Source organism: Streptomyces sp. NPDC029956 (assembly GCF_055574655.1).
On the sequence record NZ_JBVHZJ010000025.1, the window covers coordinates 87,370 to 108,933 of the forward strand.

24 protein-coding genes are annotated in these 21,564 nt (G+C 72.3%); 14 read left to right on the top strand and 10 right to left on the bottom strand.

Annotated features, from left to right (window positions below; translation table 11 throughout):
* Positions 1–8: 8 nt before the first annotated feature.
* From ACZ4XX_RS21195 to ACZ4XX_RS21205, 3 genes are all read left to right on the top strand, one after another.
* Entirely contained in the window at positions 9–947 is a 939-nt protein-coding gene (locus tag ACZ4XX_RS21195) for an ATP-binding cassette domain-containing protein (protein ID WP_468509391.1), read from the top strand.
* Positions 944–1,762, top strand: coding sequence for an ABC transporter permease (locus tag ACZ4XX_RS21200; protein WP_468509392.1), 819 nt, complete (start codon positions 944–946; stop codon positions 1,760–1,762). Before ACZ4XX_RS21195 ends, ACZ4XX_RS21200 begins: the two co-directional genes overlap by 4 nt.
* 74 nt (positions 1,763–1,836) lie before the next feature.
* Complete coding sequence (locus ACZ4XX_RS21205) at positions 1,837–3,033, top strand: CaiB/BaiF CoA transferase family protein (protein WP_468509393.1); 1,197 nt, start codon at positions 1,837–1,839, stop codon at positions 3,031–3,033.
* Positions 3,034–3,243: 210 nt separating this feature from the next.
* Here the strand turns inward: ACZ4XX_RS21205 and ACZ4XX_RS21210 are convergent, their stop codons facing one another.
* Complete coding sequence (locus ACZ4XX_RS21210) at positions 3,244–3,516, bottom strand: hypothetical protein (RefSeq protein ID WP_468509394.1); 273 nt, start codon at positions 3,514–3,516, stop codon at positions 3,244–3,246.
* A 360-nt stretch (positions 3,517–3,876) separates the two neighbouring features.
* Between ACZ4XX_RS21210 and ACZ4XX_RS21215 the strand changes: the two genes are divergently transcribed.
* On the top strand, positions 3,877–4,920 hold the full coding sequence (locus ACZ4XX_RS21215; RefSeq protein ID WP_468509395.1) for a protein kinase domain-containing protein: 1,044 nt from the start codon (positions 3,877–3,879) through the stop codon (positions 4,918–4,920).
* On the opposite strand, the gene ACZ4XX_RS21220 is transcribed toward ACZ4XX_RS21215, so the two are convergent.
* The gene (locus tag ACZ4XX_RS21220) at positions 4,904–5,710 is read right to left on the bottom strand and encodes an SGNH/GDSL hydrolase family protein (protein WP_468509396.1); all 807 of its coding nucleotides are present in this window, start codon (positions 5,708–5,710) and stop codon (positions 4,904–4,906) included. The two genes, ACZ4XX_RS21215 and ACZ4XX_RS21220, sit on opposite strands and share 17 nt — an antisense overlap.
* Before the next feature lie 673 nt (positions 5,711–6,383).
* Here ACZ4XX_RS21220 and ACZ4XX_RS21225 point away from each other — a divergent pair.
* The 4 genes from ACZ4XX_RS21225 (at position 6,384) to ACZ4XX_RS21240 (ending at position 10,430) form a co-directional block, all read left to right on the top strand.
* Positions 6,384–7,214, top strand: a complete 831-nt coding sequence (locus tag ACZ4XX_RS21225; protein WP_468509397.1) for a glycosyltransferase family 2 protein — start codon at positions 6,384–6,386, stop codon at positions 7,212–7,214.
* A complete protein-coding gene (locus ACZ4XX_RS21230) occupies positions 7,211–8,365 on the top strand; it encodes a glycosyltransferase family 2 protein (RefSeq protein WP_468509398.1) in 1,155 nt (384 codons plus the stop codon). Before ACZ4XX_RS21225 ends, ACZ4XX_RS21230 begins: the two co-directional genes overlap by 4 nt.
* A 98-nt stretch (positions 8,366–8,463) precedes the next feature.
* On the top strand, positions 8,464–9,228 hold the full coding sequence (locus ACZ4XX_RS21235) for a polysaccharide deacetylase family protein (protein WP_468509421.1): 765 nt from the start codon (positions 8,464–8,466) through the stop codon (positions 9,226–9,228).
* A 92-nt stretch (positions 9,229–9,320) separates the two neighbouring features.
* Positions 9,321–10,430, top strand: a complete 1,110-nt coding sequence (locus tag ACZ4XX_RS21240; protein ID WP_468509399.1) for a DUF5925 domain-containing protein — start codon at positions 9,321–9,323, stop codon at positions 10,428–10,430.
* Between the two features lie 18 nt (positions 10,431–10,448).
* Here the strand turns inward: ACZ4XX_RS21240 and ACZ4XX_RS21245 are convergent, their stop codons facing one another.
* Entirely contained in the window at positions 10,449–10,823 is a 375-nt protein-coding gene (locus tag ACZ4XX_RS21245; RefSeq protein ID WP_189833367.1) for a GntR family transcriptional regulator, read from the bottom strand.
* 74 nt (positions 10,824–10,897) lie between these two features.
* On the opposite strand from ACZ4XX_RS21245, the gene ACZ4XX_RS21250 reads away from it, so the two are divergent.
* Together ACZ4XX_RS21250 and ACZ4XX_RS21255 are read left to right on the top strand one after the other, a co-directional pair.
* Positions 10,898–11,821, top strand: coding sequence for a GNAT family N-acetyltransferase (locus ACZ4XX_RS21250; RefSeq protein ID WP_468509400.1), 924 nt, complete (start codon positions 10,898–10,900; stop codon positions 11,819–11,821).
* Positions 11,802–12,299 (top strand): ribonuclease FAU-1 family protein, encoded by a 498-nt coding sequence (locus ACZ4XX_RS21255; RefSeq protein ID WP_468509401.1) that lies wholly within the window; start codon positions 11,802–11,804, stop codon positions 12,297–12,299. The genes ACZ4XX_RS21250 and ACZ4XX_RS21255 overlap by 20 nt, the downstream gene beginning before the upstream one ends.
* 79 nt (positions 12,300–12,378) lie before the next feature.
* Here ACZ4XX_RS21255 and ACZ4XX_RS21260 read toward each other — a convergent pair whose 3' ends face one another.
* The 5 genes from ACZ4XX_RS21260 to ACZ4XX_RS21280 form a co-directional block, all read right to left on the bottom strand.
* Entirely contained in the window at positions 12,379–12,861 is a 483-nt protein-coding gene (locus tag ACZ4XX_RS21260; protein ID WP_468509402.1) for a DUF6299 family protein, read from the bottom strand.
* A gap of 76 nt (positions 12,862–12,937) precedes the next feature.
* Entirely contained in the window at positions 12,938–13,399 is a 462-nt protein-coding gene (locus ACZ4XX_RS21265) for a GNAT family N-acetyltransferase (protein WP_468509403.1), read from the bottom strand.
* Positions 13,396–14,892 carry a tripartite tricarboxylate transporter permease gene (locus ACZ4XX_RS21270; protein ID WP_468509404.1) on the bottom strand — a complete coding sequence of 499 codons (1,497 nt, stop codon included), beginning with the start codon at positions 14,890–14,892 and terminating at the stop codon, positions 13,396–13,398. The genes ACZ4XX_RS21265 and ACZ4XX_RS21270 overlap by 4 nt, the downstream gene beginning before the upstream one ends.
* A 3-nt stretch (positions 14,893–14,895) precedes the next feature.
* A complete protein-coding gene (locus ACZ4XX_RS21275) occupies positions 14,896–15,441 on the bottom strand; it encodes a tripartite tricarboxylate transporter TctB family protein (protein ID WP_468509405.1) in 546 nt (181 codons plus the stop codon).
* Entirely contained in the window at positions 15,438–16,421 is a 984-nt protein-coding gene (locus ACZ4XX_RS21280) for a Bug family tripartite tricarboxylate transporter substrate binding protein (protein WP_468509406.1), read from the bottom strand. Before ACZ4XX_RS21280 ends, ACZ4XX_RS21275 begins: the two co-directional genes overlap by 4 nt.
* A gap of 135 nt (positions 16,422–16,556) precedes the next feature.
* On the opposite strand from ACZ4XX_RS21280, the gene ACZ4XX_RS21285 reads away from it, so the two are divergent.
* Positions 16,557–17,225 carry a response regulator gene (locus tag ACZ4XX_RS21285; RefSeq protein WP_468509407.1) on the top strand — a complete coding sequence of 223 codons (669 nt, stop codon included), beginning with the start codon at positions 16,557–16,559 and terminating at the stop codon, positions 17,223–17,225.
* 239 nt (positions 17,226–17,464) lie between these two features.
* Positions 17,465–18,484 (top strand): lytic polysaccharide monooxygenase, encoded by a 1,020-nt coding sequence (locus ACZ4XX_RS21290; RefSeq protein ID WP_468509408.1) that lies wholly within the window; start codon positions 17,465–17,467, stop codon positions 18,482–18,484.
* A 21-nt stretch (positions 18,485–18,505) separates the two neighbouring features.
* On the opposite strand, the gene ACZ4XX_RS21295 is transcribed toward ACZ4XX_RS21290, so the two are convergent.
* Together ACZ4XX_RS21295 and ACZ4XX_RS21300 are read right to left on the bottom strand one after the other, a co-directional pair.
* On the bottom strand, positions 18,506–19,381 hold the full coding sequence (locus ACZ4XX_RS21295) for an esterase/lipase family protein (RefSeq protein WP_468509409.1): 876 nt from the start codon (positions 19,379–19,381) through the stop codon (positions 18,506–18,508).
* 188 nt (positions 19,382–19,569) lie between these two features.
* Entirely contained in the window at positions 19,570–20,547 is a 978-nt protein-coding gene (locus tag ACZ4XX_RS21300; RefSeq protein WP_468509410.1) for a DNA polymerase Y family protein, read from the bottom strand.
* 146 nt (positions 20,548–20,693) lie between these two features.
* Here ACZ4XX_RS21300 and ACZ4XX_RS21305 point away from each other — a divergent pair, with 146 nt between their 5' ends.
* A complete protein-coding gene (locus tag ACZ4XX_RS21305) occupies positions 20,694–20,903 on the top strand; it encodes a helix-turn-helix domain-containing protein (protein ID WP_030315760.1) in 210 nt (69 codons plus the stop codon).
* Positions 20,903–21,454 (top strand): Clp protease N-terminal domain-containing protein, encoded by a 552-nt coding sequence (locus ACZ4XX_RS21310; RefSeq protein ID WP_468509411.1) that lies wholly within the window; start codon positions 20,903–20,905, stop codon positions 21,452–21,454. The genes ACZ4XX_RS21305 and ACZ4XX_RS21310 overlap by 1 nt, the downstream gene beginning before the upstream one ends.
* Positions 21,455–21,564: the final 110 nt, after the last annotated feature.

Sequence of the window (21,564 nt, forward strand, 5' to 3'; positions counted from 1 at the left end):
GTCGCGCCATGACGACTACGTACGCTGTACTTAGTGAGGGTCTGCAGAAGCGATTCGGCGATGTCCACGCCCTTCGCGGCCTCGACCTCGCCGTCCCCGAGGGCTCGGTCTGCGGCGTCCTCGGCCCCAACGGCGCCGGAAAGACCACCGCCGTCCGCGTCCTGACGACCCTGGTGAAGCCCGACGCGGGAAGCGCGCTGGTGGCCGGCCACGACGTGGTGCGCGACCCGGCGGGGGTACGGAAGCGGATCGCGGTCACCGGGCAGTACGCCTCCGTCGACGGCGACCTGACCGGCGCCGAGAACCTGCGGCTCTTCGCGCGCCTGCTCCGCGCCCCGCGCGCCCGCGCCGACGAACTCCTGGAGCAGTTCGGCCTCACGGCGGCCGCCGGGCGCCCCGCCCGCACCTACTCCGGCGGCATGCGGCGCCGGCTCGACCTGGCCGCGAGCCTGCTCGTACCGCCGCGGGTCCTCTTCCTCGACGAGCCGACGACCGGGCTCGACCCGCACAGCCGGAACGGGATCTGGGACGCCGTACGGGGGTTGGCGTCCCGGGGCACCACCGTGCTGCTGACCACGCAGTACCTGGAGGAGGCCGACCAGCTCGCCGACGACATCGTCCTGATCGACGAGGGACGCGTGGCCCAGCGCGGCACCCCGGCCGAACTCAAGGCGCTCGTCGGCAGCTACGCCGAGGTCGTCGTCGCCGACCCCTCGGCCCTCGAAGCGGCCGCGGCCGTCCTCGACCGGCTGACCGGCTCGGCCCCGGTCCTGGACGCCGAGCACCGCACGGTCGGCGCGGTGACCACGGACGGCACGCTCACCCTCCCGCGGATCGTCCGCGAGGTCGACGCGGCCGGGGTCCTCGTCATCGACGCCTCGCTGCGCCCGCCCACCCTCGACGAGGTGTTCCTGCGCCTCACCGACCGGAAGGAACTCGTCGCATGAGCACCGCTCTCGGCCAGGAGCAGGGAACGCGCACCGTGAGCACCGCTCTCGTCCATGACGGGACGGCCGTCCTCGGTCGCCATCTCCTGCGCATCCGGCACGCGCCCGCGATCACCGTGATGACGCAGACGATGCCGATCGTGTTCCTGCTGTTCTTCGGGTACGTGTTCGGCAGCGCGCTCGCCGTGCCGGGCTCCGAGTACCGGGCCCACCTGGTGCCTGGCCTGCTCGTCGCGACCGCGGCCGGAGGCCTGATGACCGGCATGTTCCAGGCCGCCCAGGACGCCCACCGCGGTGTCATGGACCGCTTCAGGACCATGCCCGTGAGCCGGTCCGCCGTCCCGCTCGGACAGGCGCTCGCCGACCTCGTGGCCGGCGCCGTCGGCACGGTGCCGCTCGTCCTGGTCGGGCTCGCCATGGGCTGGCGGATCGAGGGGACGGCGCCGGAGGCCTTGGGCGCCTTCGGCCTGCTGCTGCTCTTCCGCTTCGCGACGACCTGGGTGGGCATCCTGCTCGGCCTCGCCTCGAAGAGCGAGGAGGCCGCGGGTCAGCTGGGCAGCGCCACCTTCATGCTGCCGCTGCTCTCCAACGCGTACATCCCGACGGACGACATGCCGGGCTGGCTGCGCACGGTCGCCGAGTGGAACCCGATCTCGTCGGTCACCACGGCGGTGCGGGTCCTCTTCGGCAACGCGCCCGTCCCGGCGGACGCGGCCTGGCCGGTGGCCCACCCGGTCGCCGGGGCGCTGCTCTGGTCGCTGGGCCTGATCGCCCTCTTCGCCCCGCTCGCGGTCCGCCGCTACACCCGGGGCTGACGATCCGCGGCCGCACCGGGGGTGACATGTCCCCTGGTGACAAGGACCGGCCCCGCAGGGTAGGCACGGCTTTCATGAGCACTCAGCCACTCCCCCTCGAAGGCATCACGGTCGTCGCCGTCGAGCAGGCCGTCGCCGCGCCCTTCGCCACCCGGCAGCTCGCCGACCTCGGCGCCCGCGTCGTCAAGATCGAGCGCCCCGACGGCGGGGACTTCGCCCGGGGGTACGACACGGCCGCCCGGGGCCTCGCCTCCCACTTCGTGTGGTGCAACCGCGGCAAGGAGTCCGTGGCGGTCGACCTCAAGGACCCGCGCGGTCTCGCCCTGGCCCGGCGGATGGTGGCCGGCGCGGACGTCTTCGTGCAGAACCTCGCTCAGGGGGCGGCGGCCCGGCTGGGTCTCGACGCCGCCACGCTCTGCGCCGCGCACCCGCGGCTGATCGCCGTGGACGTCTCCGGATACGGGGCGGAGGGACCGTACGCGCACAAGCGGGCGTACGACATGCTCGTCCAGTGCGAGGCGGGCCTGGTGTCGGTGACCGGGACGCCGGAGCACCCGGTCAAGTCCGGGATCCCGGCGGCGGACATCGCCGCCGGCATGTACGCCTTCTCCGGCGCCCTCGCCGCGCTCGTCCGGCGCGGCACGACCGGCCGGGGCGGCCCGGTGGAGGTCTCCCTGCTCGACTCGCTCGCCGAGTGGATGGGGCACCCGTTGCATTACGGCATGCATGGGGGCACGCCCCCGGCGCGAACGGGGCTCGCGCACGCGGTGATCGCTCCGTACGACGCCTATCCGACGGCGGACGGCGGCCTGGTGCTGCTCTCCGTGCAGAACGACCGGGAGTGGCGCCGGCTCGCCGAGCAGGTCCTCGGCCGGCCCGACCTCGCCGACGCCCCGGGCTTCGCGACGAACACGGCGCGGGTGGCCGGCCGGGCGGCGACGGACGCGGTGGTCGCGGCGGCGCTGGCCCCGCTGACGGCCCCCGAGGCACTTGCCCGGCTCGACGCGGCGGGCATCGCGTGCGCCCGGCTCAACTCGGTCGCGGAGCTCGCGGACCATCCCCAGCTGACGGCCCGTGACCGCTGGAGGGAGGTCGAGTCGCAGGTCGGGGCGCTGCGTTCGCTGCTGCCGCCGATCGTGTTCCCGGACGCGCCGGAGCCGCGCATGGACCGGATCCCGGCTCTCGGGCAGGACACGGACCGGCTCCTCGGGGAGCTCGGGGTGCCGGAGGCCGAGGTGAAGGAGCTGAGGAGCGCGGGTGTGATCGCCTGAGGCCGTACGGGGCCCGGCGCCGCCCCCGGGGTCGCGCGGCTCTCGCGGGGTCGGGCCCGCAGCCGGGTACGACGGAGCGCCGGACGGGCGGGGACACGTCCGGCGACGTCGCAGTCGTGCGGTCAGGCAGTCGTGCAGTCGGAGTCGTACGGGCGACCGGGCGGAAGCGGGCGGGAACCTCGGGGTTGCTCGACCCGGTGCGCCCGACTCCTAGTGGCGCGTTCCGAAGAGGGAGCGGCGCAGGCGGCGGAGCGGGGCGAAGAGCGAGACCCGCGCGCTCCGGCTGCGGTGGCCGTGCACCGGCGCCTCGGGCGTACGCGACGTCAGTTCACGCATCAGCAGCGTCGCCTCGGCCACCTCCCGCTGGGGCACGGCGGGACCGCCGAGCACCGCGAGATGACGGTCGAGCCGCGAACTCGTCGCGCTGCTCCCGCAGGTGATGGCAGGCACTCGCGGCCTGCTGCGCATTGCTATCTGTTCCATGTCACTCCCCACCCGTACAAGGGCACCCGACCCAGGGCAGGTTAACCCTATCGCCCCGCGGTGACACCCGTGTATCCCGGCGGCGGGATTCACGGCACTCGTACGGGGGTTGACGGTCACCGTCCGAATCCATCTGATTCCAGGGCGAGTTGGACAGGATTTCGAACACCTGCCGAACCGTCACGAACCATCCTGCCCTCCCGACCCGCGGACTCGCACATCCGGACCGGTGTGATCTCCACCACCAAGATCGTCCCACTCGTGCCGCCCCTGGACCGGGCGCCACGACACCGGCGGACCGGACAGCACGGCGCCGACGGACCGGGGGCCGGGAGGACACCCCTCGGCTACCGTGGATCCATGACGGTGATCGCGGGTCGTTACCGGCTTCTGGACGTACTCGCCGAAGGGGCGACGGGCACCGTCTGGCGCGCCCTGGACGAGACGGACCGCCACGAGGTGGCCCTCAAGGAGCTCCGGGCCCCGGACGGGCTTCCGGCGGACGACGTCCCCCTCCTGTACGCGCGGCGCGAGCGCGAGGCCCGGGCGGCCGCCCGGATCTCCCATCCCGCCGTCGTACGGGTCCTCGGCGTCGCGACGGAGGACGGTCGGCCCTGGGCCGTCATGGAGCTCGTCCGGGGCCTCACCCTCGCCGAGACGCTGGAGGCGGCCGGGCCGCTGCCGCCGCGCGAGGCCGCCCGCGTCGGGGCGGAGGTCCTGGCCGGGCTGCGGGCGGCGCGGGAGGCGGGCCTCCCGCACCGCGAGGTGGATCCGGAGCACGTCCTCCTCGCCAATGACGGACGGACCGTCGTGACCGGCTTCGGCACGGCTCCGGAGGACGACCCGGGGCCGGCGGCGGAGCTGCGCGCGCTGGGGAGGCTCCTCGGGGCGACGGTGTCGGCGCCGCCGTCGCCGCTGCCCTCGAAGGACGACCGGGCCGGGGAGCTCCGCACCCTGATCGAGGGGCTGTCGCGCGAGGCCCCGGGGCACGCGCCGACGGCGGACCGGGTCGAGCGGGAGCTGCGGCGGGTGGCGACGGGCGGCGCGCGGCCCGCACGGGCGGAGCCGGGCCGGGCCCCGGCGGCGGAACCGTCCGGCGCGGCGCCCGCCGTCCCGGCGGAAGGCGAGCCGGGCCGACGGGTCGGCGGCCCTCACGACAACGACTCCCCCGCCGAGGGGAGTTCGGTGTCGCGCTCCCCTCGGGCGACGTCACCGCGCCGCGCCCACGTCCTGCTCGCCGGACTGATCGGCGCGCTGCTCATCGCGGGAGCCCTGGCGTATCACCTGGTCCGGGACGACGAGCGTGGCGCCGGGCCCGGGCCGGGCGGCGTCACGAGCACCGCTCCGGCCGGCCCCGGCGCCACGGACGGCGCGGGCGGCGGTCCGGTTACACCGCGTTCCTGAAGCTGGGCAGGTAACCGCCGGACTGACCGGCGGCCGTCGGGTGGTAGGACTCCCCGATGTTGAGCCAGTTGACGCTGTGCAGCCAGGCGGAGCCGGAGCAGATCTCGTGTCCGGTGAACGCCGGGACGACGCTGGAGAAGGTGTAGCCGTGGTCCGCCGCGCGCTTGGCGACGGCGGCGTTGAGGTAGTCGGAGGCTCCGTTGATGGCGCGGCGCTCGTTCTCGCTGAGGCCCGCGATACAGCTGCCGCCCAGCTGGTAGAAGCGCGGGTAGCCGAGGACGACCACGTGGGCGGCGGGGGCCTTGTTCCTGATCGCCGTGTAGACGGAGTCGAGCTTGCCGGGCAGCGTCGTGTCGACGTAGCTCTTGGCCTGATTCACACGGCTGATGCAGGTGGCTTCGGACTGCAGCACACAGGTCGTCATGACGTCGGCGAAACCGGCGTCATTTCCCCCGATCGTGACGGAGACCAGGTCGGTGGCGGCCGAGAGGGGACCGAGCTGATTCGCGGTCACATCACCCGTTCGGGCGCCGGAGCAGGCGGTGAACGCGAAGGAGGAGGGGGCGTTCGCGTTCTTCCACAGCACCGGGTACGCCTTCGTGGAGCGCTTGCAGTCGCCGCTGGCGCTGTCGTAACTCCCGGCGCCGACACCGGAGGAGTACGAGTCGCCAAGGGCCACATAGTCGAGTGCGGCGGTCTCGGCGGCCTGGGCGGCGCCCGCCCCGGTGAGGGCGAGGACGGCGCCGAGCAGGAGCGAGGACGATACGGCGGCAAATCGGGACAGTCTCATGGAACCTCCCTGTAGCAGGATCTCTGCGCTACCAGGTAGTAGCATCGGATCCGCCGCACCGGAAGTGTTCATGTCAAAACTGGGGCCGAACGTCACCCGACCCTCCGTCAGCGACCGTCGAGTTTCGGCCACGCACAGCGGGCGGCCGGCAGGCGAACGAAAGAGGACAGGAAGCGGAGGCTCCGGTCCCGCTGGATGATCGAACGAGAACGCGAACACATTCACACAACAAAGCACAGAAGTCTGATCCCGCATCACTGTTCTCTGCACGCAAACGGATTGACCGAATCCGATCGGGACGGTTGCACATCTGACCGTCGAAGCTTCGCCAAACTACGGAAAAGCGGGCCGCAGATCAGGGACTTGCCATACAGTCCCATTCATCAATACCGTCGTACATCTCACCCGCACCGATCCATCACGCACAGCGGCTCAGGGGAGGGCTCTAGCGTCGCTGATGGTCCCGGTGCGGGGCGCGGTAGGGGGGTGCCGTGCTCGGTGTTCGAATGTGCGCCGAGTCGCGGGTACCGCGCGGCCAGACATGCCAACTCGCCGTTTCCGCAAGGAGATCGTTTCCGCGTGGGCGGTGGCGAGAACCCCCCTTTCGAACCGGACACACCATCGGACCGCCCAAGGGGTGGGCGGCCCACCGGACGAGAGGGAAATCAGACCCATGAGCTCGTTCCTGCGCCCATCCGCCTCGGGCCAAGAATTGACCGAGCCGAGTCGAATAGCCGCCCAGTACCGGGCCATCACCTCGCATCTGGCGATCACTCCGCCGGTGAGTGTCGTCATTCCCGCGATGAACGAAGCCGAAAATCTTCCGTACGTGTTCAAGACACTGCCGGACTGGATTCACGAAGTCGTCCTCGTCGACGGAAATTCCACGGACAACACGGTGGATGTCGCCCGTGAACTCTGGCCGGACGTCAAGGTCGTCAAGCAGGTCGGCAAGGGCAAGGGCGACGCGCTGATCAGCGGCTTCGCAGCCTGCACCGGCGACATCATCGTCATGGTCGACGCGGACGGCTCGGCCGACGGCCAGGAGATCGTCTCGTACGTCTCCGCCCTCGTCGGCGGTGCCGATTTCGCCAAGGGCTCCCGTTTCGCCAACGGAGGCGGCACGGACGACATGACGACCATTCGCAGACTGGGCAACTGGGCCCTCTGCTCGCTCGTCAACCGCAAGTTCGGCGCCCGGTACACCGACCTCTGCTACGGCTACAACGCCTTCTGGCGGCACTGCCTCGACAAGATCACCCTCGACTGCACCGGCTTCGAGATAGAGACCCTCATCAACATCAGGGTCGTCACGGCCGGCCTCAAGGTGCAGGAGGTGCCGAGCCACGAATACAACCGCATCCACGGCGTCAGCAACCTCAACGCCGTGCGCGACGGCATCCGGGTCCTGAAGGTCATCCTCAAGGAGAAGGCCGTCAGCAAGGCGGCCCGCCGCCGGCCGGCCCCGTTCTCGGTCAACGTGCCCCGGGGAGAGGCGTCTTGAACGACCGCACGTCCCCGCACGGCTTCTCGGTGGTGATCTGCGTCTACACGGAGGACCGGTGGGAGGACATCCTCGCCGCCGTCGACTCCGTACGGAAGCAGTCGCTGCCCGCCCTGGAGACCCTGCTCGTGGTCGACCACAACGAGCGGCTCCTCTCCCGGCTGACCGAGGAGTACGCGGAACAGCGGCTCACCGAGGAGGTGCGGGTGCTCGCCAACGCGGGCCCCCGCGGCCTCTCCGCCGGCCGCAACACCGGAATCGCCGCCGCCCGCGGCGAGTTCGTGGCCTTCCTCGACGACGACGCCGTCGCCGAGCGGGACTGGCTCCACCACTTCTCGGCGGCCTACGACGACCCGCGCGTCATGGCCGTCGGCGGCCGGACACTGCCCTCCTGGGCCTCCGGCCGCCGCCCCGCCTGGTTTCCCGAGGAGTTCGACTGGGTCGTCGGCTGTACGTACCTGGGCCTGCCCCCGGGACGTGTCCCGGTGCGCAACGTGCTCGGCGGCAACGCCTCCTTCCGCCGTACGGCCTTCGACGCGGCCGGCGGATTCGCCACCGGCATCGGGCGGGACGGCGACCGGCGGCCCCTCGGCGGCGAGGAGACCGAGCTGTGCATCCGGCTCTCCCAGGCCCTGCCCGAGGCGATCCTGCTCATCGACGACCGGGCGGTCATCCACCACAAGGTGCCCGCCGTCCGCGAACGCTTCGGCTACTTCCGCACCCGGGTCTACGCCGAGGGACTCTCGAAGGCGCTCGTCGCCCGGAGCGTCGGCGCACAGAAGGGCCTGGAGTCCGAACGCCGTTACACCACAAGGGTGTTGCCCGCCGGAGTGCTGCGCGGGATGCGCGACGCCCTGCGCGGGCGCTCCGGCGGCGCGGGCCGCGCCGGGGCGATCGTCACCGGGGTGACGGTCGCGGCCGGTGGGTACGCGCTGGGGACGCTGCGGGCCCGGAGGAGCGGAACGACGTTCTCCTGGGGGCCGATCGAGCGTCAGGTCCCCGGGCCGACCACGGCCGAGGCCGGAGCCACGGCCGGAACCGGGACCGGGAACGAGGCCGGGAACGAGGCCGGGAACGAGGCCGCTGCCGGCGCCGGAACCGGCGAGGCGGTACGGGCAGAGGCCGCGGCGTCCGAGGGAGGGGCCCGGTGACCCACACCACCGCCTTCCCCGACACCACCGCATCCCCCGACGCCGGCGACATCACGGACGGCGTCGACGGCACCGCCGCCGTGCCCGTCCCCATCCTCATGTACCACGCCGTCGACCCCGACCCCGCCCCCGCGACCCTCGGGCTCTCCGTCACCCCCGAGGCCTTCGCGGCGCAGATGGACGTGGTCGCCGAGCGCGGATTCACACCGCTGACCACCGCCGCGCTCGCCGCCGCCTGGCGCACCGGCGGCCCGCTGCCCGCGCGGCCGCTCCTCGTCACCTTCGACGACGGGTACGAGGGCGTCCACCGATACGCCCTCCCCGTGCTCGCCGAGCACTCCTTCGCGAGCACCGTCTTCGTCTCCACCGGCTGGCTGCGCGGAAGGCACGAGACGGGCGGCGCGCTCGACACCATGCTCGACTGGGCGCAGGTACGGGAACTCGCCGACGCGGGCACGGAGATCGGCGGGCACAGCCACACCCACCCCCAGCTGGACCAACTCGACGCGGGAAGGCTCCGGTTCGAGACGCTGCGCTGCCGGGAGATCGTCGGCGAGGAGCTCGGGACGGCACCGGTCTCCTTCGCGTACCCGTACGGATACTCCAGCCGGCGGGTCCGCCGTACGGTCCGGGAGGCCGGGTTCACCCAGGCGCTCGCCGTCGGCAACGCGCTGGCCAGACGCCGCCAGGGGCCGTTCGCCCTGGAGCGGGTGACCGTGCGCCGGTCCACCGGCGTCGAGGAGTTCACCCGGCTCGTGGAGGGGCGGGCGATCGCCCGTACCTTCGCGGCGGACCGGGTCATGACGAAGGGGTACGCGCTCGCGCGGCGCGCCCGGGGCGCGGCGCGGGGTCACTGGATCTGAGCCCCAGGTCCGGCTCCGGGAGGCGGGCGTCCGAGGAATCGTCCCGTTCAAAACCCGGTGCACGGAATGCCCGGTTGCCCGATCATGGGCGCATGGCTGACACCCCACCGGTACCGTCCGAGCCGCAGCGGGCGCTGCCGATCCGGCTCACGCTCGACGACAGCGACTCGCCCGCGGACGTCGTGGACGCGCTGTTCCTCGGCCGCTTCGCGACCGGGGAACAGCCCCATTCGCACAGCACCACCGTGGACCGGGTCAGGGCCGAGGCGACCCTCCTTCCCGCCGGCGCCACCGTGCTGCGGGCCGCGAAGGACGACGACCGCAGCGCCGTGCTCGCCGAGGGCGAGGGGTGGACGCTGCTGATCTCCCGCTGGAACCGGGGCGCCGACGTGACCGTGACGGCCGCCGACGCCGAGCTCGCCGAGCGGGTCCTGAAGGAGGCGACCGACGGGGCCGAGGACGAGCCGGAACCCCAGCCGGAGAACGTGACGATGGGGTTCTGGTACGTGTCCCCGCGCCGTGGCCCGTACCGGACGACCCGGCAGATCAGCGCCGGGACCTGGGACGAGGTCCGGCCCAACTACTCGGCTTCGGTCGCCGAGTCGATGGACCGGCTGATGCAGGTGACGCCCGAGTCGATCTCCGGCCGCCTCCTGCTGCTGCACGGCCCTCCCGGCACGGGCAAGACGTCCGCGCTGCGCACCCTGGCACGGTCGTGGCGTGACTGGTGCCAGGTGGACTGCGTCCTCGATCCCGAGCGGCTCTTCAACGACGTCGGCTATCTGATGGACATCGCCATCGGGGAGGACGAGGGCACGGCGAAGGGGCGCTGGCGGCTGCTGCTCCTGGAGGACTGCGACGAGCTGATCCGGGGCGAGGCGAAGCACACGGCGGGTCAGGCCCTGTCGCGGCTGCTCAACCTGACGGACGGTCTGCTCGGCCAGGGGCGCAACGTCCTCGTCGGCGTCACCACCAACGAGGACCTGGAGCGGCTCCACCCGGCCGTGGTCCGGCCGGGCCGCTGCCTGGCCCGGATCGAGGTGGGACCGCTGAGCAGGGCCGAGTCCGTGGAGTGGCTGGGGCGCACGGAGGACGTACCGCGCGAGGGCGCGACGCTGGCGGAGCTGTTCGCCCTGCGCCGCGGCACGCCCCCGGCGGACTTCCCGGAACCCCGCACCGCGGGGGCGGGCCTGTACCTGTAGGTCCTTCGCCTGGGGCTCTCAGCTGTCGTAGGCGGCGCGCAGCGCCTCGTTGAGCGCCGCCTCCGCCGCCTCGCGGCTGAGGCCGAGACGGCGGGCCTCCTCGGCGTACTGGGCGGCGGCGGTGGCGGCCCGGCGGGTGGCCGCGTCGCCTGCGGCGGCGACGAAGGTGCCGTGACGTCCGCGCGTCTCGATCACCCCGTCCGCCTCCAGTGCCTTGTACGCCTTGGCGACCGTGTTCGCGGCGAGGCCCAGCTGCTCCGCGAGTCCTCGTACCGTCGGCAGCTTGTACCCGACCGGCAGTCTGCCCGACCGGGCCCGCTCCGAGATCTGGGCCCGCAGTTGTTCGTACGGAGCGGTGGTGGATTCGTGGTCCACGGCGATGGTGAGTGTCACCCCGCCGATTCTGCCCCCACCCCACCTGAAAATGGGAGGCGGCGGTGCGTCCCCGACCCGTAGCGTGCGGCGACATGACTGTGATCTCGCGTGATGTGCGGGCGGAGGACGCCGAGGGTTTCGCCCGGGTGCGCCGGGCCGCACTCCCCTACATGCTCGCCACCGCCGAGCAGCTCGTCTTCGACTGGGCGCGCGCCCACCCGGACAGCCACTACCGTCCGCTCGTCGCCGTGACCGAGGCGGGCGAGATCATCGGGACCGCCCAGGTCGGCATCGCGCACGACGCGGCGGAGCCCGGAATCGGCTACGCGAACGTGTACGTGGACCCCGCGTATCCGGGGCGCGGTGCGGGGACGCTGCTGCTGCGCGCCGCCGAGGAGCACCTGGCCGAGTGGGGCGCGCGGACCGTGTACAGCTGGGCCCTGGACGCGCCGGAGAACCTCGCCTGGGCCGCGCGACGGGGGTACTCCCCCAGCCGTTCCGCGTACTTCCTCCGGCTCGACCTCACGACCGCCGAGCTGCCGCCGCTGCAGGCGCCGCCGGCCGGTGTCGAGCTGCTCACGGCCGAGGACTTCGCGGCCGACCCCAGGCCGCTCTTCGAGCTGGACGCGCTGACGTCGGCCGACGAGCCGGGCGACGTCGGGGTCGAGATGGACGACTTCGCGCACTGGCGGGCGACGACCTGGGAGCATCCGCTGCTCGACCGCGCACTGACGACGGTCGCGGTGGTGGACGGCGTACCGGCGGCGTTCAGCGCGGCGCAGACGGACGGTCTGGGCCGGTACAACTCGGGGATGACCGGCACCGCGCCGGCGTTCCGGGGGCGCGGGCTCGCCAAGCTCGCCAAGAACACATCGCTGCACCGGGCCCGGGCGGCGGGCTGCACGGAGGCGTTCACCGGGAACGACACCGGGAACGAGCCGATGCTGGCGATCAACAAGTGGTTCGGTTACGAGGTCGGAGCGCGGGAGGTACGGCATGTCCGGACGATCGGTTGAGGTCACCCTGACGAAGGCGGGCCGGACGAAGATCCGCTATCCGGCGGAGGTGCTCACGGAGGACGGCGCCCGGCTCTCGGTGCGTGCCCCGTGGGCGGCCGACGGGGTACGGGACTTCGGCTTCGTGCGGTTCGAGCCGGGCGATGTCTTCGTGGAGCACTACTGGAGCGACCGCTGGTTCACGGTCAAGGAGGTGTGGTCCGCGGACGGCGCTCTCAAGGGCTGGTACTGCGACATCACCCGGCCGGCCGTGATCGACGGCTCCGGGGTGGTGATCGACGACCTGGACCTGGACCTGTGGGTGTCGGCGGACGGCAGCGAGGTGCTGCGGCTCGACGAGGACGAGTTCGCGGCGAGCGGGCTCGCCGCCTCCGATCCGGAGGCGGCGGCGTGCGCCGTGGTCGCCCTCGACGAGCTCGAGGTACTGGGCCGTGAGGGCCTGATCGAGCTGCTGCGCCGGGCCGGGGCCGACGGGTAGTGGCGTCTGCCCGCCGGGCGGGGCTTCCGGACACGGCCCGGCAGGGCGGTCGGACCTCGGGACGGAGGTCCGGCCTGCGTCAGCGGAGTTCGACGGCCGCTTCCTCGGCGGCGAGGTAGCCGGGTGTCGGGAGGCCCGTCTCGCCGGCCGTGAGCTGCATCAGGGTGGCGCGCACCATGGCCGCGCCGGGCCGGTAGGCGGGTTCCTTCACGACGGAGGTGTTGACCCACTCGTGGAGGTGCCCGTCGCAGACGGCCTGGGTGCCGCCGATCCCGGCGGAACGGTTCCCTTGCACGAGGGTGGAGCTGACGAAGACGGGGCCGGCGCTGTCGTCGAGGCAGCGGTACATGCCGGAGAGTGTGATCGTGCTGTCGTCGCCGACGGTTCCGTAGTCGTAGACGGAGAGGTCGTCGGCGCCGCTGTCGAGCGCCTGCCCGTTCAGCGCGGGGCCGTCCGGGACGGGCCCGGCGGAGAAGCCGTCGGGCCCTTCCGCGTGGGCGAGTGGGGCGACGACGGCGGAGGCGAGCAGGACGCCTGCGGCGAGGACGAGTCGGACGCGCATGAGCGGGGTCCCTTCGGGGTGGGGGGAAGGTACTGCCCGCCAGGGATACCGGATCCGGCCGCATTGTGGCCAAAACTCACCCAACTGGGGGCGAGTTGAGCAACTTTCGGTAGTGAATACGGTCGTACGGTCCGTCCACACGGCGCTCGACGACCTCGTAGCCGTACCGCTCGTAGACCTTCTGGTTCTCCCACATCATCGCGTTGGTCAGCAGCCTGACCTCCGGAAGCCCGAGCTCGCGCGCCCGGGACTCCACGAAGCCGAGCAGCCGACGGCCCAGGCCGGTGCCCTGGGCGTCGGGGTGGACGGCGACGTTGTCGAGGTAGAGGTGGTCCGCCTCGGTCCTGAGGACCACGAGGCCGACCACCGGGTCACCGGCGACGAACACCCTCCCGGCGGCCACGTCCGCCGCGTGGTCCGCCTCCATCGGCGCCGGTACGACACCGATGCGGTCGATGTAGTGGTGATAGGCCGCGTCGGTCACGGCCTTCACCCTCGGGACGTCGGAGCTCGTCGCACGACGGATGTCCTGTGTCATGCCGACACGTTACGACGCCGGACGACCACCTTCCTCAGCAGCGGCCAGGCAAGCAGGAGGACGACGACCGCGTACACGGTGATCGAGAAGGGCGTGTTCACCAGACCGGCCACCGAACCGTCGCTGATCTGCAGGGCGCGGCGCAGCTGCTGTTCGGCGGCCGGGCCGAGGATGACCCCGATGACGGCCGGCAGCACCGGGAGTCCGTACCTCCGCATGCCGAGTCCGATCAGGCCGACGACCAGCAGGATGACCAGGTCGAGGGCCTCGCCCCCGACCGCGTACGCACCGACGGCGGCGAAGAAGAGGATGCCGGCGTAGAGGTACGGGCGCGGGATGCGCAGCAGCTTCGCCCAGACCGGGGCGAGCGGCAGGTTGAGCGCCAGCAGCAGCACCATGCCGACGAACAGCGAGGCGATGAGCCCCCACACCAGCTCGGGCTCCCGCTCGAAGAGCAGCGGACCCGGCTGGATGCCGTACTGCTGGAACGCGGCCAGCATCACGGCGGCGACGGCGGTCGTCGGCAGCCCGAGGGTCAGCATCGAGACGAGCGTCCCGGCCGCCGACGCCGAGGCCGCCGACTCGGGTCCTGCCACCCCCTCGATGGCGCCCTTGCCGAACTCTCCCCTGTGCTTCGAGAGCCGCTTCTCCGTCACGTACGACAGGAAGGTCGGGATCTCCGCGCCGCCGGCCGGGATCGCGCCGAACGGGAACCCGATGAAGGGGCCGCGCAGCCAGGACTTCCAGGTGCGCCTCACATCGGCCCCGCCCAGCCAGGGACGGCCGACCGGAATGGCCTCCCCCGTCGTGCGGCGCAGGTGCGCCGCTACCCAGAGGGCCTCGCCGATGGCGAAGAGTCCGACCGCGACGATGACGACGTCGACGCCGTCGGCGAGCTGGAGCGAACCGAAGGTGAGGCGCTGCTGCCCGGTCATCTGGTCGAGGCCGACCAGACCGATCGTGAGGCCGATGAGGAGGGAGGCGAGACCGCGGATGCGGGAGGAGCCGAGGACCGAGGTCACCGCGATGAAGGCGAGGACCATCAGCGCGAGGTAGTCGGGGGCGCCGATGTCGACGGCGAGCGCGGCGACCGTCGGGGCGAGGACGACGAGCAGGATCGTGCCGATCATGCCGCCGGCGAAGTGACCGATGGCGGCCGCGGCGAGCGCCTGCGCGCCCCGGCCCGCCTTGGCCATCGGATTGCCCTCGATGGCGGCGACGACGGCGGCGCTCTCCCCGGGGGTGTTGAGGAGGATCGAGGTGGTGGAGCCGCCGAACATCGCGCCGTAGTAGATGCCGGCGAACATGATGAACGCGCCGGTCGGTTCGAGGCCGTACGTCACCGGGAGCAGCAGGGCCACGGCCATGGCGGGGCCGATGCCGGGCAGGACGCCGATCGCGGTGCCGAGGAGCACGCCGATGGCGGCCCACAGCAGGTTCATCGGGGTGAGGGCGGTGCCGAAGCCGTCGATGAGGGAGTTCAGGGAATCCATGGGTCAGATCACTCCCATCAGCGGACCGCCGGGCAGCGGGACGCCGAGCAGCGTGTCGAAGACGACGTAGGTCAGGAGCGAGAGGGCGGCCGCGATCAGCGGGTCGCGGTGGAAGTGGCGGCTGCCGAGGGCGTACGCCGCGCCCCAGAAGAGGAGCGCTCCGGCGACGGGGAAGCCGACGGGGCCGATGAGGACGGCGAAGGCGAGGAAGACACCGGCGAGGAGCAGGACCGTGCGCCAGTCGGCGGGTTCCGTCAGGTCGACGTCCTCACCGGCCTCTGCCTCGCCGCGGCCGCCGCGCAGGACGTCGACGGAGAGGAGGACGGCGACGACGAGGAGCCCGCAGCCGACCACGAGGGGAACGGTGGCGGGGCCGACGGGACCGCGGCCGGCGAGGTCTGCGTCGAGGCTGAGGGCGTCGGTGAGGACGAGCACGCCGAGGAGGAACAGCAGGACGCCGACGCCGAGTTCGGACCGCTCGCGCCACCAGGAGGCGAAGCCGGCGGTCCTGCCGCCGGCGGTCGGGGTGCTGTCGGATCGGGTGCTCACAGGCCGAGCTCCTTCAGTACGGAGCCGACGCGGCGGTCCTGCTCGGCGAGGAAGGTGCCGAACTCCTCGCCGGGCAGGAAGGCGTCGTCCCAGCCGTGGGTCCTCAGCGACTCGCGCCACTGCGGGGAGTCGTGCAGCTCGGTCACCAGGGTGACGAGCTTCTCGCGCTCGGCGTCGGAGAGCCCGGGCGGGGCGACGATGCCGCGCCAATTGGTGAACTCGGTGTCGAGGCCCGCCTCGCGGAGGGTGGGGGCGTCGAGGCCGGGGACGCGCTTCGGTCCCGTGACGGCGAGCAGACGCAGTTCCCCCGCCTTGATCTGGTCGAGGTACTCGCCGACTCCGGAGACGCCGAAGGCGACCTTGTCGCCGAGGATGGAGGCGAGGAGCTCGCCGCCGCCGTCGAAGGGGACGTAGTTGACGTCCTTGGGGGCGATGCCGGCGGCCTGGGCCATCAGCATCGGCGCGAGGTGGTCGGGGCCGCCGGGCGAGGAGCCGCCGCCGACGGGCAGCTTCCCGGGGTTCTTCTTCCAGGCGGTGAGCAGGTCGTCGATGGTCCGGTACGGGGAGTCCTTGCCGACCACGACGATGTCCTGCTCCTCGGTGAGGCGCGCGATCGGGGTGGTGTCGGCCAGGGTCCTGGGGGTCTCGTTGGTGTGGACGGCGCCGACGACGCCGAGGCCCATGGACATGGCGAGCCGGCCGTTGCCGCGTTCGCCGACGAGCCGGGTGAGGCCGACGGTGCCGCCCGCGCCGGGCAGGTTGAAGACCTCGATGTCGCCGGTGAGGTCCGCCTCCTCGGCGTTCTTGGCGGCGGTGCGTGCGGTGATGTCGTAACCGCCGCCGGGGGTGTTGGGGACCATGAAACGCAGGCCGGGTATCCGGGTGCCGGTGTCGGAGCCGCTGCCGGGACTGAGCAGCGGGGGGCCCACCAGCACCAGGAGCGCGGCCCCGAGGAGGGCGAAGGGGGTGCGCAACCGCACGTGTGCCGCCTCTCAGCTGTAGGGGACAAGGGGATGTGAAGTGGCCCACATGTTGCCCTCGCGTTGAGAAGCTGTCTCTCTTCCGCAATCAACGGACGTTGTGGTCGTTGTGGTCGGGACCTACCGTGGGTCGTCGTGACGAACGTGCTGGTGGTGGACGACGACTTCATGGTCGCCAAGCTGCACTGCCGCTATGTGTCGGCGGTGTCGGGCTTCACGGTGTCCGGGGTCGCGCACAGCGGCGCCGACGCCCTGCGCGCGGCCGAGCGGCTCAGGCCCGACCTGCTGCTCCTCGACGTGTTCCTGCCGGACATGGACGGCATCCAGGTGCTGCGGGAGCTTCGCGCGGCGGGCCTGGGCATGGACGCGCTCTTCATCACCGCGGCCCGGGACGTGGGCACGATCCGCGAGGCGCTGCGGGCGGGGGCGCTGCACTATCTGATCAAGCCGTTCAGCCAGGCGGCGCTGCACGAGCAGCTCCGCCATGTGGCCTCGCTGCGCAGCCGGCTCGACGAGCTCGACGAGGCCCGTCAGGAGGACGTCGACCAGATCTTCGGCACCCGTCCCCGCGGCTCGCGGGAACTCCCGAAGGGCCTGGCCGCCCACACGGCCGACCTGGTCGACTCCGTCCTCCGCTCCCACCCGGAGGGCCTCTCGGCCACGGAGTGCGCGGAAGCCGGCTCGCTGTCCCGGGTGAGCGCCCGCCGCTACCTGGAGTACTTCGCGGAGACGGGGCGGGTGGAGATCACGCTGCGGTACGGAGGGACGGGTCGCCCGGAGCGGCGCTACCGGCGGCTGGGCTGACGCCATCGGTACGGAGGTTCCTCGACCGCCGCCCGGTACGGACGCCCACGAACCGACAGAGCGTGGTGGTCCCGTGCTCGGGCACCCCTCGGCAGGCGCTCCCTCAGCCCACTCTTAGTGGTCCCTTAAAGCGGTCCTAAGGATCGTCTTCTCCGGCTCTCCAGCGGGTCTTTCGCGGAATCGGGCGGCTAGTTTCTGGTCATCCCCCCGCCTCACCCTCGTGAAGGAGCTGTCCCCCCATGACTTCTCGCCGTACCGCCGCCGTCACCGCCACCGCGGTTCTGGCTCTCTCCGGGCTCGCCTCGGCGCCCGCGTTCGCGCACGGGTCGATGACCGATCCGGTGAGCCGGGTCTCGGCCTGTTACGCGGAGGGGCCCGAGTCGCCGAAGTCGGCGGCCTGCAAGGCGGCCGTGGCGGCGAGCGGGACGCAGGCGTTCTACGACTGGAACGCGGTGAACATCGCCAACGCCGCCGGGAAGCACCGTGAGCTGATCCCGGACGGCAAGCTGTGCAGCGCGGGGAACGACAAGTACCGGGGGCTCGACCTCGCCCGCGCCGACTGGCCGGCGAGCACGCTGGCCTCCGGGGCGCACACCTTCCGTTACAAGGGGACCGCGCCGCACCGGGGTTCGTTCGAGCTGTACGTGACGAAGGACGGGTACGACCCGTCGAAGCCGCTGAAGTGGTCGGACCTGGAGGAGGAGCCGTTCGCGACGGTGGCCGACCCGCGCATGGAGAGCGGCGACTACGTCTTCCAGGGCACGGTGCCGAAGAAGTCCGGCCGCCACCTGATCTACTCGATCTGGCAGCGCTCCGACTCCCCCGAGGCCTTCTACACCTGCTCGGACGTGGTGTTCGGGAAGGACAGCGGCGGTACGGCCCCGGCGCCGACCGCCTCCGCGCCGAGCGACGAGCAGATCGAGGACGGTCAGGACGAGTCCTCGGTCGAGCACGGCGGGCACGGGGACGGTGACGCCTCCACGGGTGCGGAGGCGACCGCGGCCGCCTCCGGGCCGAGCGAGGAGGCGAGCCACGGGACGGGCCACGAGACGCAGCCCGCGCCGTCCGCCGAGGCCTCCTCCGCCGCGCCCAACGCGCCCGCTCCCGCCACCGGTTCGGACTCCGGCTCCGGTGAGGTGCTCGCCGAGACCGGTGGCGACGCCACCACCCCGTATCTCGCGGTCGGTGGCGCCGCCGTGCTCGCGATCGGCGCGGCCGTGCTCTTCGGGTCGACGCGCCGGCGGCGCACCCAGGGCTAGGCCCGGGCGTCGGACCGGCGACTACCCGATCACCGAGAGGCAGGTGGTCGGGGTCGCGTGGGCCGGGTCGAGGGCGTTCTCCACCTCGTGGAAGGTGACCCGGTCCACCGTGCCGATCGCCACGTGCTCGGACAGGTCGAGCGCGCACTTGTCCTGGATCAGGACGTTGGTGACGTTCGGGCCGCTCAGGAACTGCGAGCGGTACGGGGTGACCACCTCGTCGTACTGGGTCGCGATGACGTGGTAGCGGACCCCGGGCACGGTGTCGCCGCCCGCGTTGAGCTTGGTGATGAAGGGCGAGCCGGCGATCTGGTCGGCGAGCCCGGGGGTGTTGGCCTTGATCAGGTCCTCGGCGCCGGGGAAGTACGGCAGGAGCTTGGTGAGGCCGAGCAGGGTGGTGCCGTGGTTGTCGGGGGCGATCCCGACGAGCGCGTTCACCTTCGCCGCCCCGCCGAGGAACTTGAGGTACCAGCGCGGCATCATGCCGCCCTGCGAGTGTCCGACGATGTCCACCTCGGGGGCGCCGGTGGCGGCGAGGACCCGGTCGACGTAGGTGTCGAGCTGCCCGGCGGAGGCTTCGATGGGGCCGAGTCCGTGGAAGAACGGCACGTTCGGCAGCTGGCCGTAGTCGAGCGAGAAGACGCAGTAACCACGGTTGACCAGGTACGGCGCGAGGACGAGCCAGTTGTCGATGGAGTTCCCGAGGGTTCCGTGGACGAGGACGACGGGCCGCGGGTGCGCGGCGGAGGGCTTGCAGGAGTAGTCGTTCCAGCCTCGGCCGGCGGTGGCGGAGGCGGTCTCGGCCTGGGCCGAGGCGGCGGTGGTCGGCGCGAGGGTGGCGGCGGCGGCCAGCAGCAGGACGGACAGTGCTCTGACGGCGTGTTTCCAGGGCAGCATCGGGCGATCTCCTTGCGGCTCAAGGGGATGGTGGGGGTGCTACGCCCTGCGGTCCGGACCACAAGTGGGGATGCGCGGTGGGGATGCGCTTCAGCCAAGCTACGCACGGGTAGCCATGGCTGGGAAGTTACGCGTCGGTAAAAAGTGATGTGTCGTCACAAGAGCCTGGTGAAAGGGCCGTCAGGCCGTCAGGCCGCCAGGGATCCCGGCAGGACCGCCCGCGGACCGAATTTCGCCCGTGCTTCGTCCGCCACCGCCTCGATCCGCCGGGCCTTCTCGTCCGCCGGGTCCAGGGACAGCTGGTGTGCCGCGCCCTCCGCGCCCGCGAGCCCCTCGGCGCGCAGGGCGATGCCCCGTACCCGGGCCCGTTGGAGGCCGAAGGAGTCGTGGACGGCGTACGCGAGGGCGGTGAGCGCCGCCGAGTGGGCGGTGGGTTCGGGCAGGTTACGGCTCCGGGTGGTCGTGGTCCGGTCGGCGTACCGCACGGTGACGGCGAGCGCGCGGCACACCTGCCCCTCCGTGCGCAGCCGGGTGCCCAGTTCCTCGGCGAGCGAGAGGAGGGCGCGACGCTGCCGCGTCCGGTCGGTCTCGTCGTGCGGGAAGGAACGTTCGGCCGCGACCGACCGGGAGGCCGCGTGCGGGACGACGGCGGTGCGGTCGACACCCCGGGCCCGTTCCCACAGTTCGCGGCCGGTCTTCGCGCCGACGAGCCGCTGGAGCACGGCGAGCGGCGCGTCCGCGACGCGGCCGACGGAGTCGAGTCCGTAGCCGCAGAGGGTACGGGCGGTGGCGCGGCCGACGCCGTCGAGCGCGACGACCGGCCGGTCGCGCAGGAAGGCCGCGGGGTCGTCGACGACCAGGGTGACGCCGGGCCGGGCCTCGCTCGCGGCCATCCTGGCCAGCATCGGGTTGGGGCCGGCGCCGATGACGCAGTCGACGCCGTACAGGGCGAGGGCTCTCACCCGGATCACCGAGGCGAGCTCGGCCGGGCTGCGGTCGAAGTAGCGCAGCGCACCACGCACGTCGGCGAGCGCCTCGCAGGGCGGGGCCGCCTCGACGACGGGGGTGAACTCGGCGAGCAGGTCGATCAGCGGGGGAAGCAGGGCCTCGGCCCCTCCCGTCCCGGAAGCGGGGGGATCGAGCCGGAACCGTACGCAGAGAATCATGCCGCTCCCCTCCGTCTCGTGGTCCCGTTTGTCCCTGAACACCCCTTCCTGCCCTCTCAGCCTAGAGCATGTTCGAATGTTTGTGCGAGTCGTTTCCATGTCAACCGCGATTGACACCCGAAGTCTTGTCAACGTAAGTTGACGTCATGACCGATGCGACCGATCTCGCCGCACGGGCGGGCGACCGCGACCCACGGGTCGGACTACGGGCCGTCTCCGCCCTGAGGCGACTGCTCGAACAGCTGGAAGCCGTCCAGGTGCGCAGTGCGCGCAACCAGGGGTGGTCGTGGCAGGAGATCGCGACCGAACTGGGTGTCAGCCGACAGGCCGTCCACAAGAAGTACGGGAGGCAGTGATGTTCGAACGATTCACGAAGGCCGCGCGCACCGTGGTGAAGGGAGCGGTCGAGCACGCGGAACGGGGCGGCGCGAGGGTCGTCACCCAGGAGCATCTGCTCCTCGCCCTGCTCGACGGGGAGGGCACCCGGGCGGCGGGCGCGCTGCGCACACTGTGCCCGCCGGACCGCAGGCCGGCCCTGGTCGCCGCGCTGACCGACGCCCGGCGCCGGGCGGGACTCTCCCGCGCGGACGAGGAGGCCCTGGCGGACCTCGGCATCGACGTCGGTGCGATCGTGGCCCGGGTGGAGGAGACCCACGGCGAGGGCGCGCTGGCCGGCGACCGCAAGGACTCCGGGTGGTGGTCGGGTCGCCGCTCCTTCTCGCGGGAGGCCAAGACCGTCCTGGAGAAGTCCCTCCGGGTGGCGCTGGCCCGCAAGGACCGGGAGATCGGCGACGAGCACATCCTGCTCGCGCTCACCACGACCGGCGGGGTCGTCGCGGAGGTCCTCGCCGACCACGGGGTGACGTACGCGTCCGTCGACACGGCGGTCTCCGCGGCGACCGCCTGATCCACGACGGCTCGGCCCGCGGACCGGCGCCACCCGCCCACGACGGCTCGACCCGTGGACCGGCGCAGCCCATCCACGGCGGCTCTCCCCTCTGGCCGGCTCAACCCGTC

What these genes read in the sequence shown, in the direction of transcription:
- ACZ4XX_RS21250 (WP_468509400.1), top strand. Translation starts at nt 10,898, where the DNA reads ATGACTGTGATCTCGCGTGATGTGCGGGCGGAGGACGCCGAGGGTTTC.
- ACZ4XX_RS21270 (WP_468509404.1), bottom strand. Translation starts at nt 14,892, where the DNA reads ATGGATTCCCTGAACTCCCTCATCGACGGCTTCGGCACCGCCCTCACC.
- ACZ4XX_RS21215 (WP_468509395.1), top strand. Translation starts at nt 3,877, where the DNA reads ATGACGGTGATCGCGGGTCGTTACCGGCTTCTGGACGTACTCGCCGAA.
- ACZ4XX_RS21240 (WP_468509399.1), top strand. Translation starts at nt 9,321, where the DNA reads ATGGCTGACACCCCACCGGTACCGTCCGAGCCGCAGCGGGCGCTGCCG.
- ACZ4XX_RS21305 (WP_030315760.1), top strand. Translation starts at nt 20,694, where the DNA reads ATGACCGATGCGACCGATCTCGCCGCACGGGCGGGCGACCGCGACCCA.
- ACZ4XX_RS21220 (WP_468509396.1), bottom strand. Translation starts at nt 5,710, where the DNA reads ATGAGACTGTCCCGATTTGCCGCCGTATCGTCCTCGCTCCTGCTCGGC.
- ACZ4XX_RS21210 (WP_468509394.1), bottom strand. Translation starts at nt 3,516, where the DNA reads ATGGAACAGATAGCAATGCGCAGCAGGCCGCGAGTGCCTGCCATCACC.
- ACZ4XX_RS21200 (WP_468509392.1), top strand. Translation starts at nt 944, where the DNA reads ATGAGCACCGCTCTCGGCCAGGAGCAGGGAACGCGCACCGTGAGCACC.
- ACZ4XX_RS21195 (WP_468509391.1), top strand. Translation starts at nt 9, where the DNA reads ATGACGACTACGTACGCTGTACTTAGTGAGGGTCTGCAGAAGCGATTC.
- ACZ4XX_RS21225 (WP_468509397.1), top strand. Translation starts at nt 6,384, where the DNA reads ATGAGCTCGTTCCTGCGCCCATCCGCCTCGGGCCAAGAATTGACCGAG.
- ACZ4XX_RS21300 (WP_468509410.1), bottom strand. Translation starts at nt 20,547, where the DNA reads ATGATTCTCTGCGTACGGTTCCGGCTCGATCCCCCCGCTTCCGGGACG.
- ACZ4XX_RS21295 (WP_468509409.1), bottom strand. Translation starts at nt 19,381, where the DNA reads ATGCTGCCCTGGAAACACGCCGTCAGAGCACTGTCCGTCCTGCTGCTG.
- ACZ4XX_RS21260 (WP_468509402.1), bottom strand. Translation starts at nt 12,861, where the DNA reads ATGCGCGTCCGACTCGTCCTCGCCGCAGGCGTCCTGCTCGCCTCCGCC.
- ACZ4XX_RS21205 (WP_468509393.1), top strand. Translation starts at nt 1,837, where the DNA reads ATGAGCACTCAGCCACTCCCCCTCGAAGGCATCACGGTCGTCGCCGTC.
- ACZ4XX_RS21265 (WP_468509403.1), bottom strand. Translation starts at nt 13,399, where the DNA reads ATGACACAGGACATCCGTCGTGCGACGAGCTCCGACGTCCCGAGGGTG.
- ACZ4XX_RS21310 (WP_468509411.1), top strand. Translation starts at nt 20,903, where the DNA reads ATGTTCGAACGATTCACGAAGGCCGCGCGCACCGTGGTGAAGGGAGCG.
- ACZ4XX_RS21235 (WP_468509421.1), top strand. Translation starts at nt 8,464, where the DNA reads ATGTACCACGCCGTCGACCCCGACCCCGCCCCCGCGACCCTCGGGCTC.
- ACZ4XX_RS21255 (WP_468509401.1), top strand. Translation starts at nt 11,802, where the DNA reads ATGTCCGGACGATCGGTTGAGGTCACCCTGACGAAGGCGGGCCGGACG.
- ACZ4XX_RS21290 (WP_468509408.1), top strand. Translation starts at nt 17,465, where the DNA reads ATGACTTCTCGCCGTACCGCCGCCGTCACCGCCACCGCGGTTCTGGCT.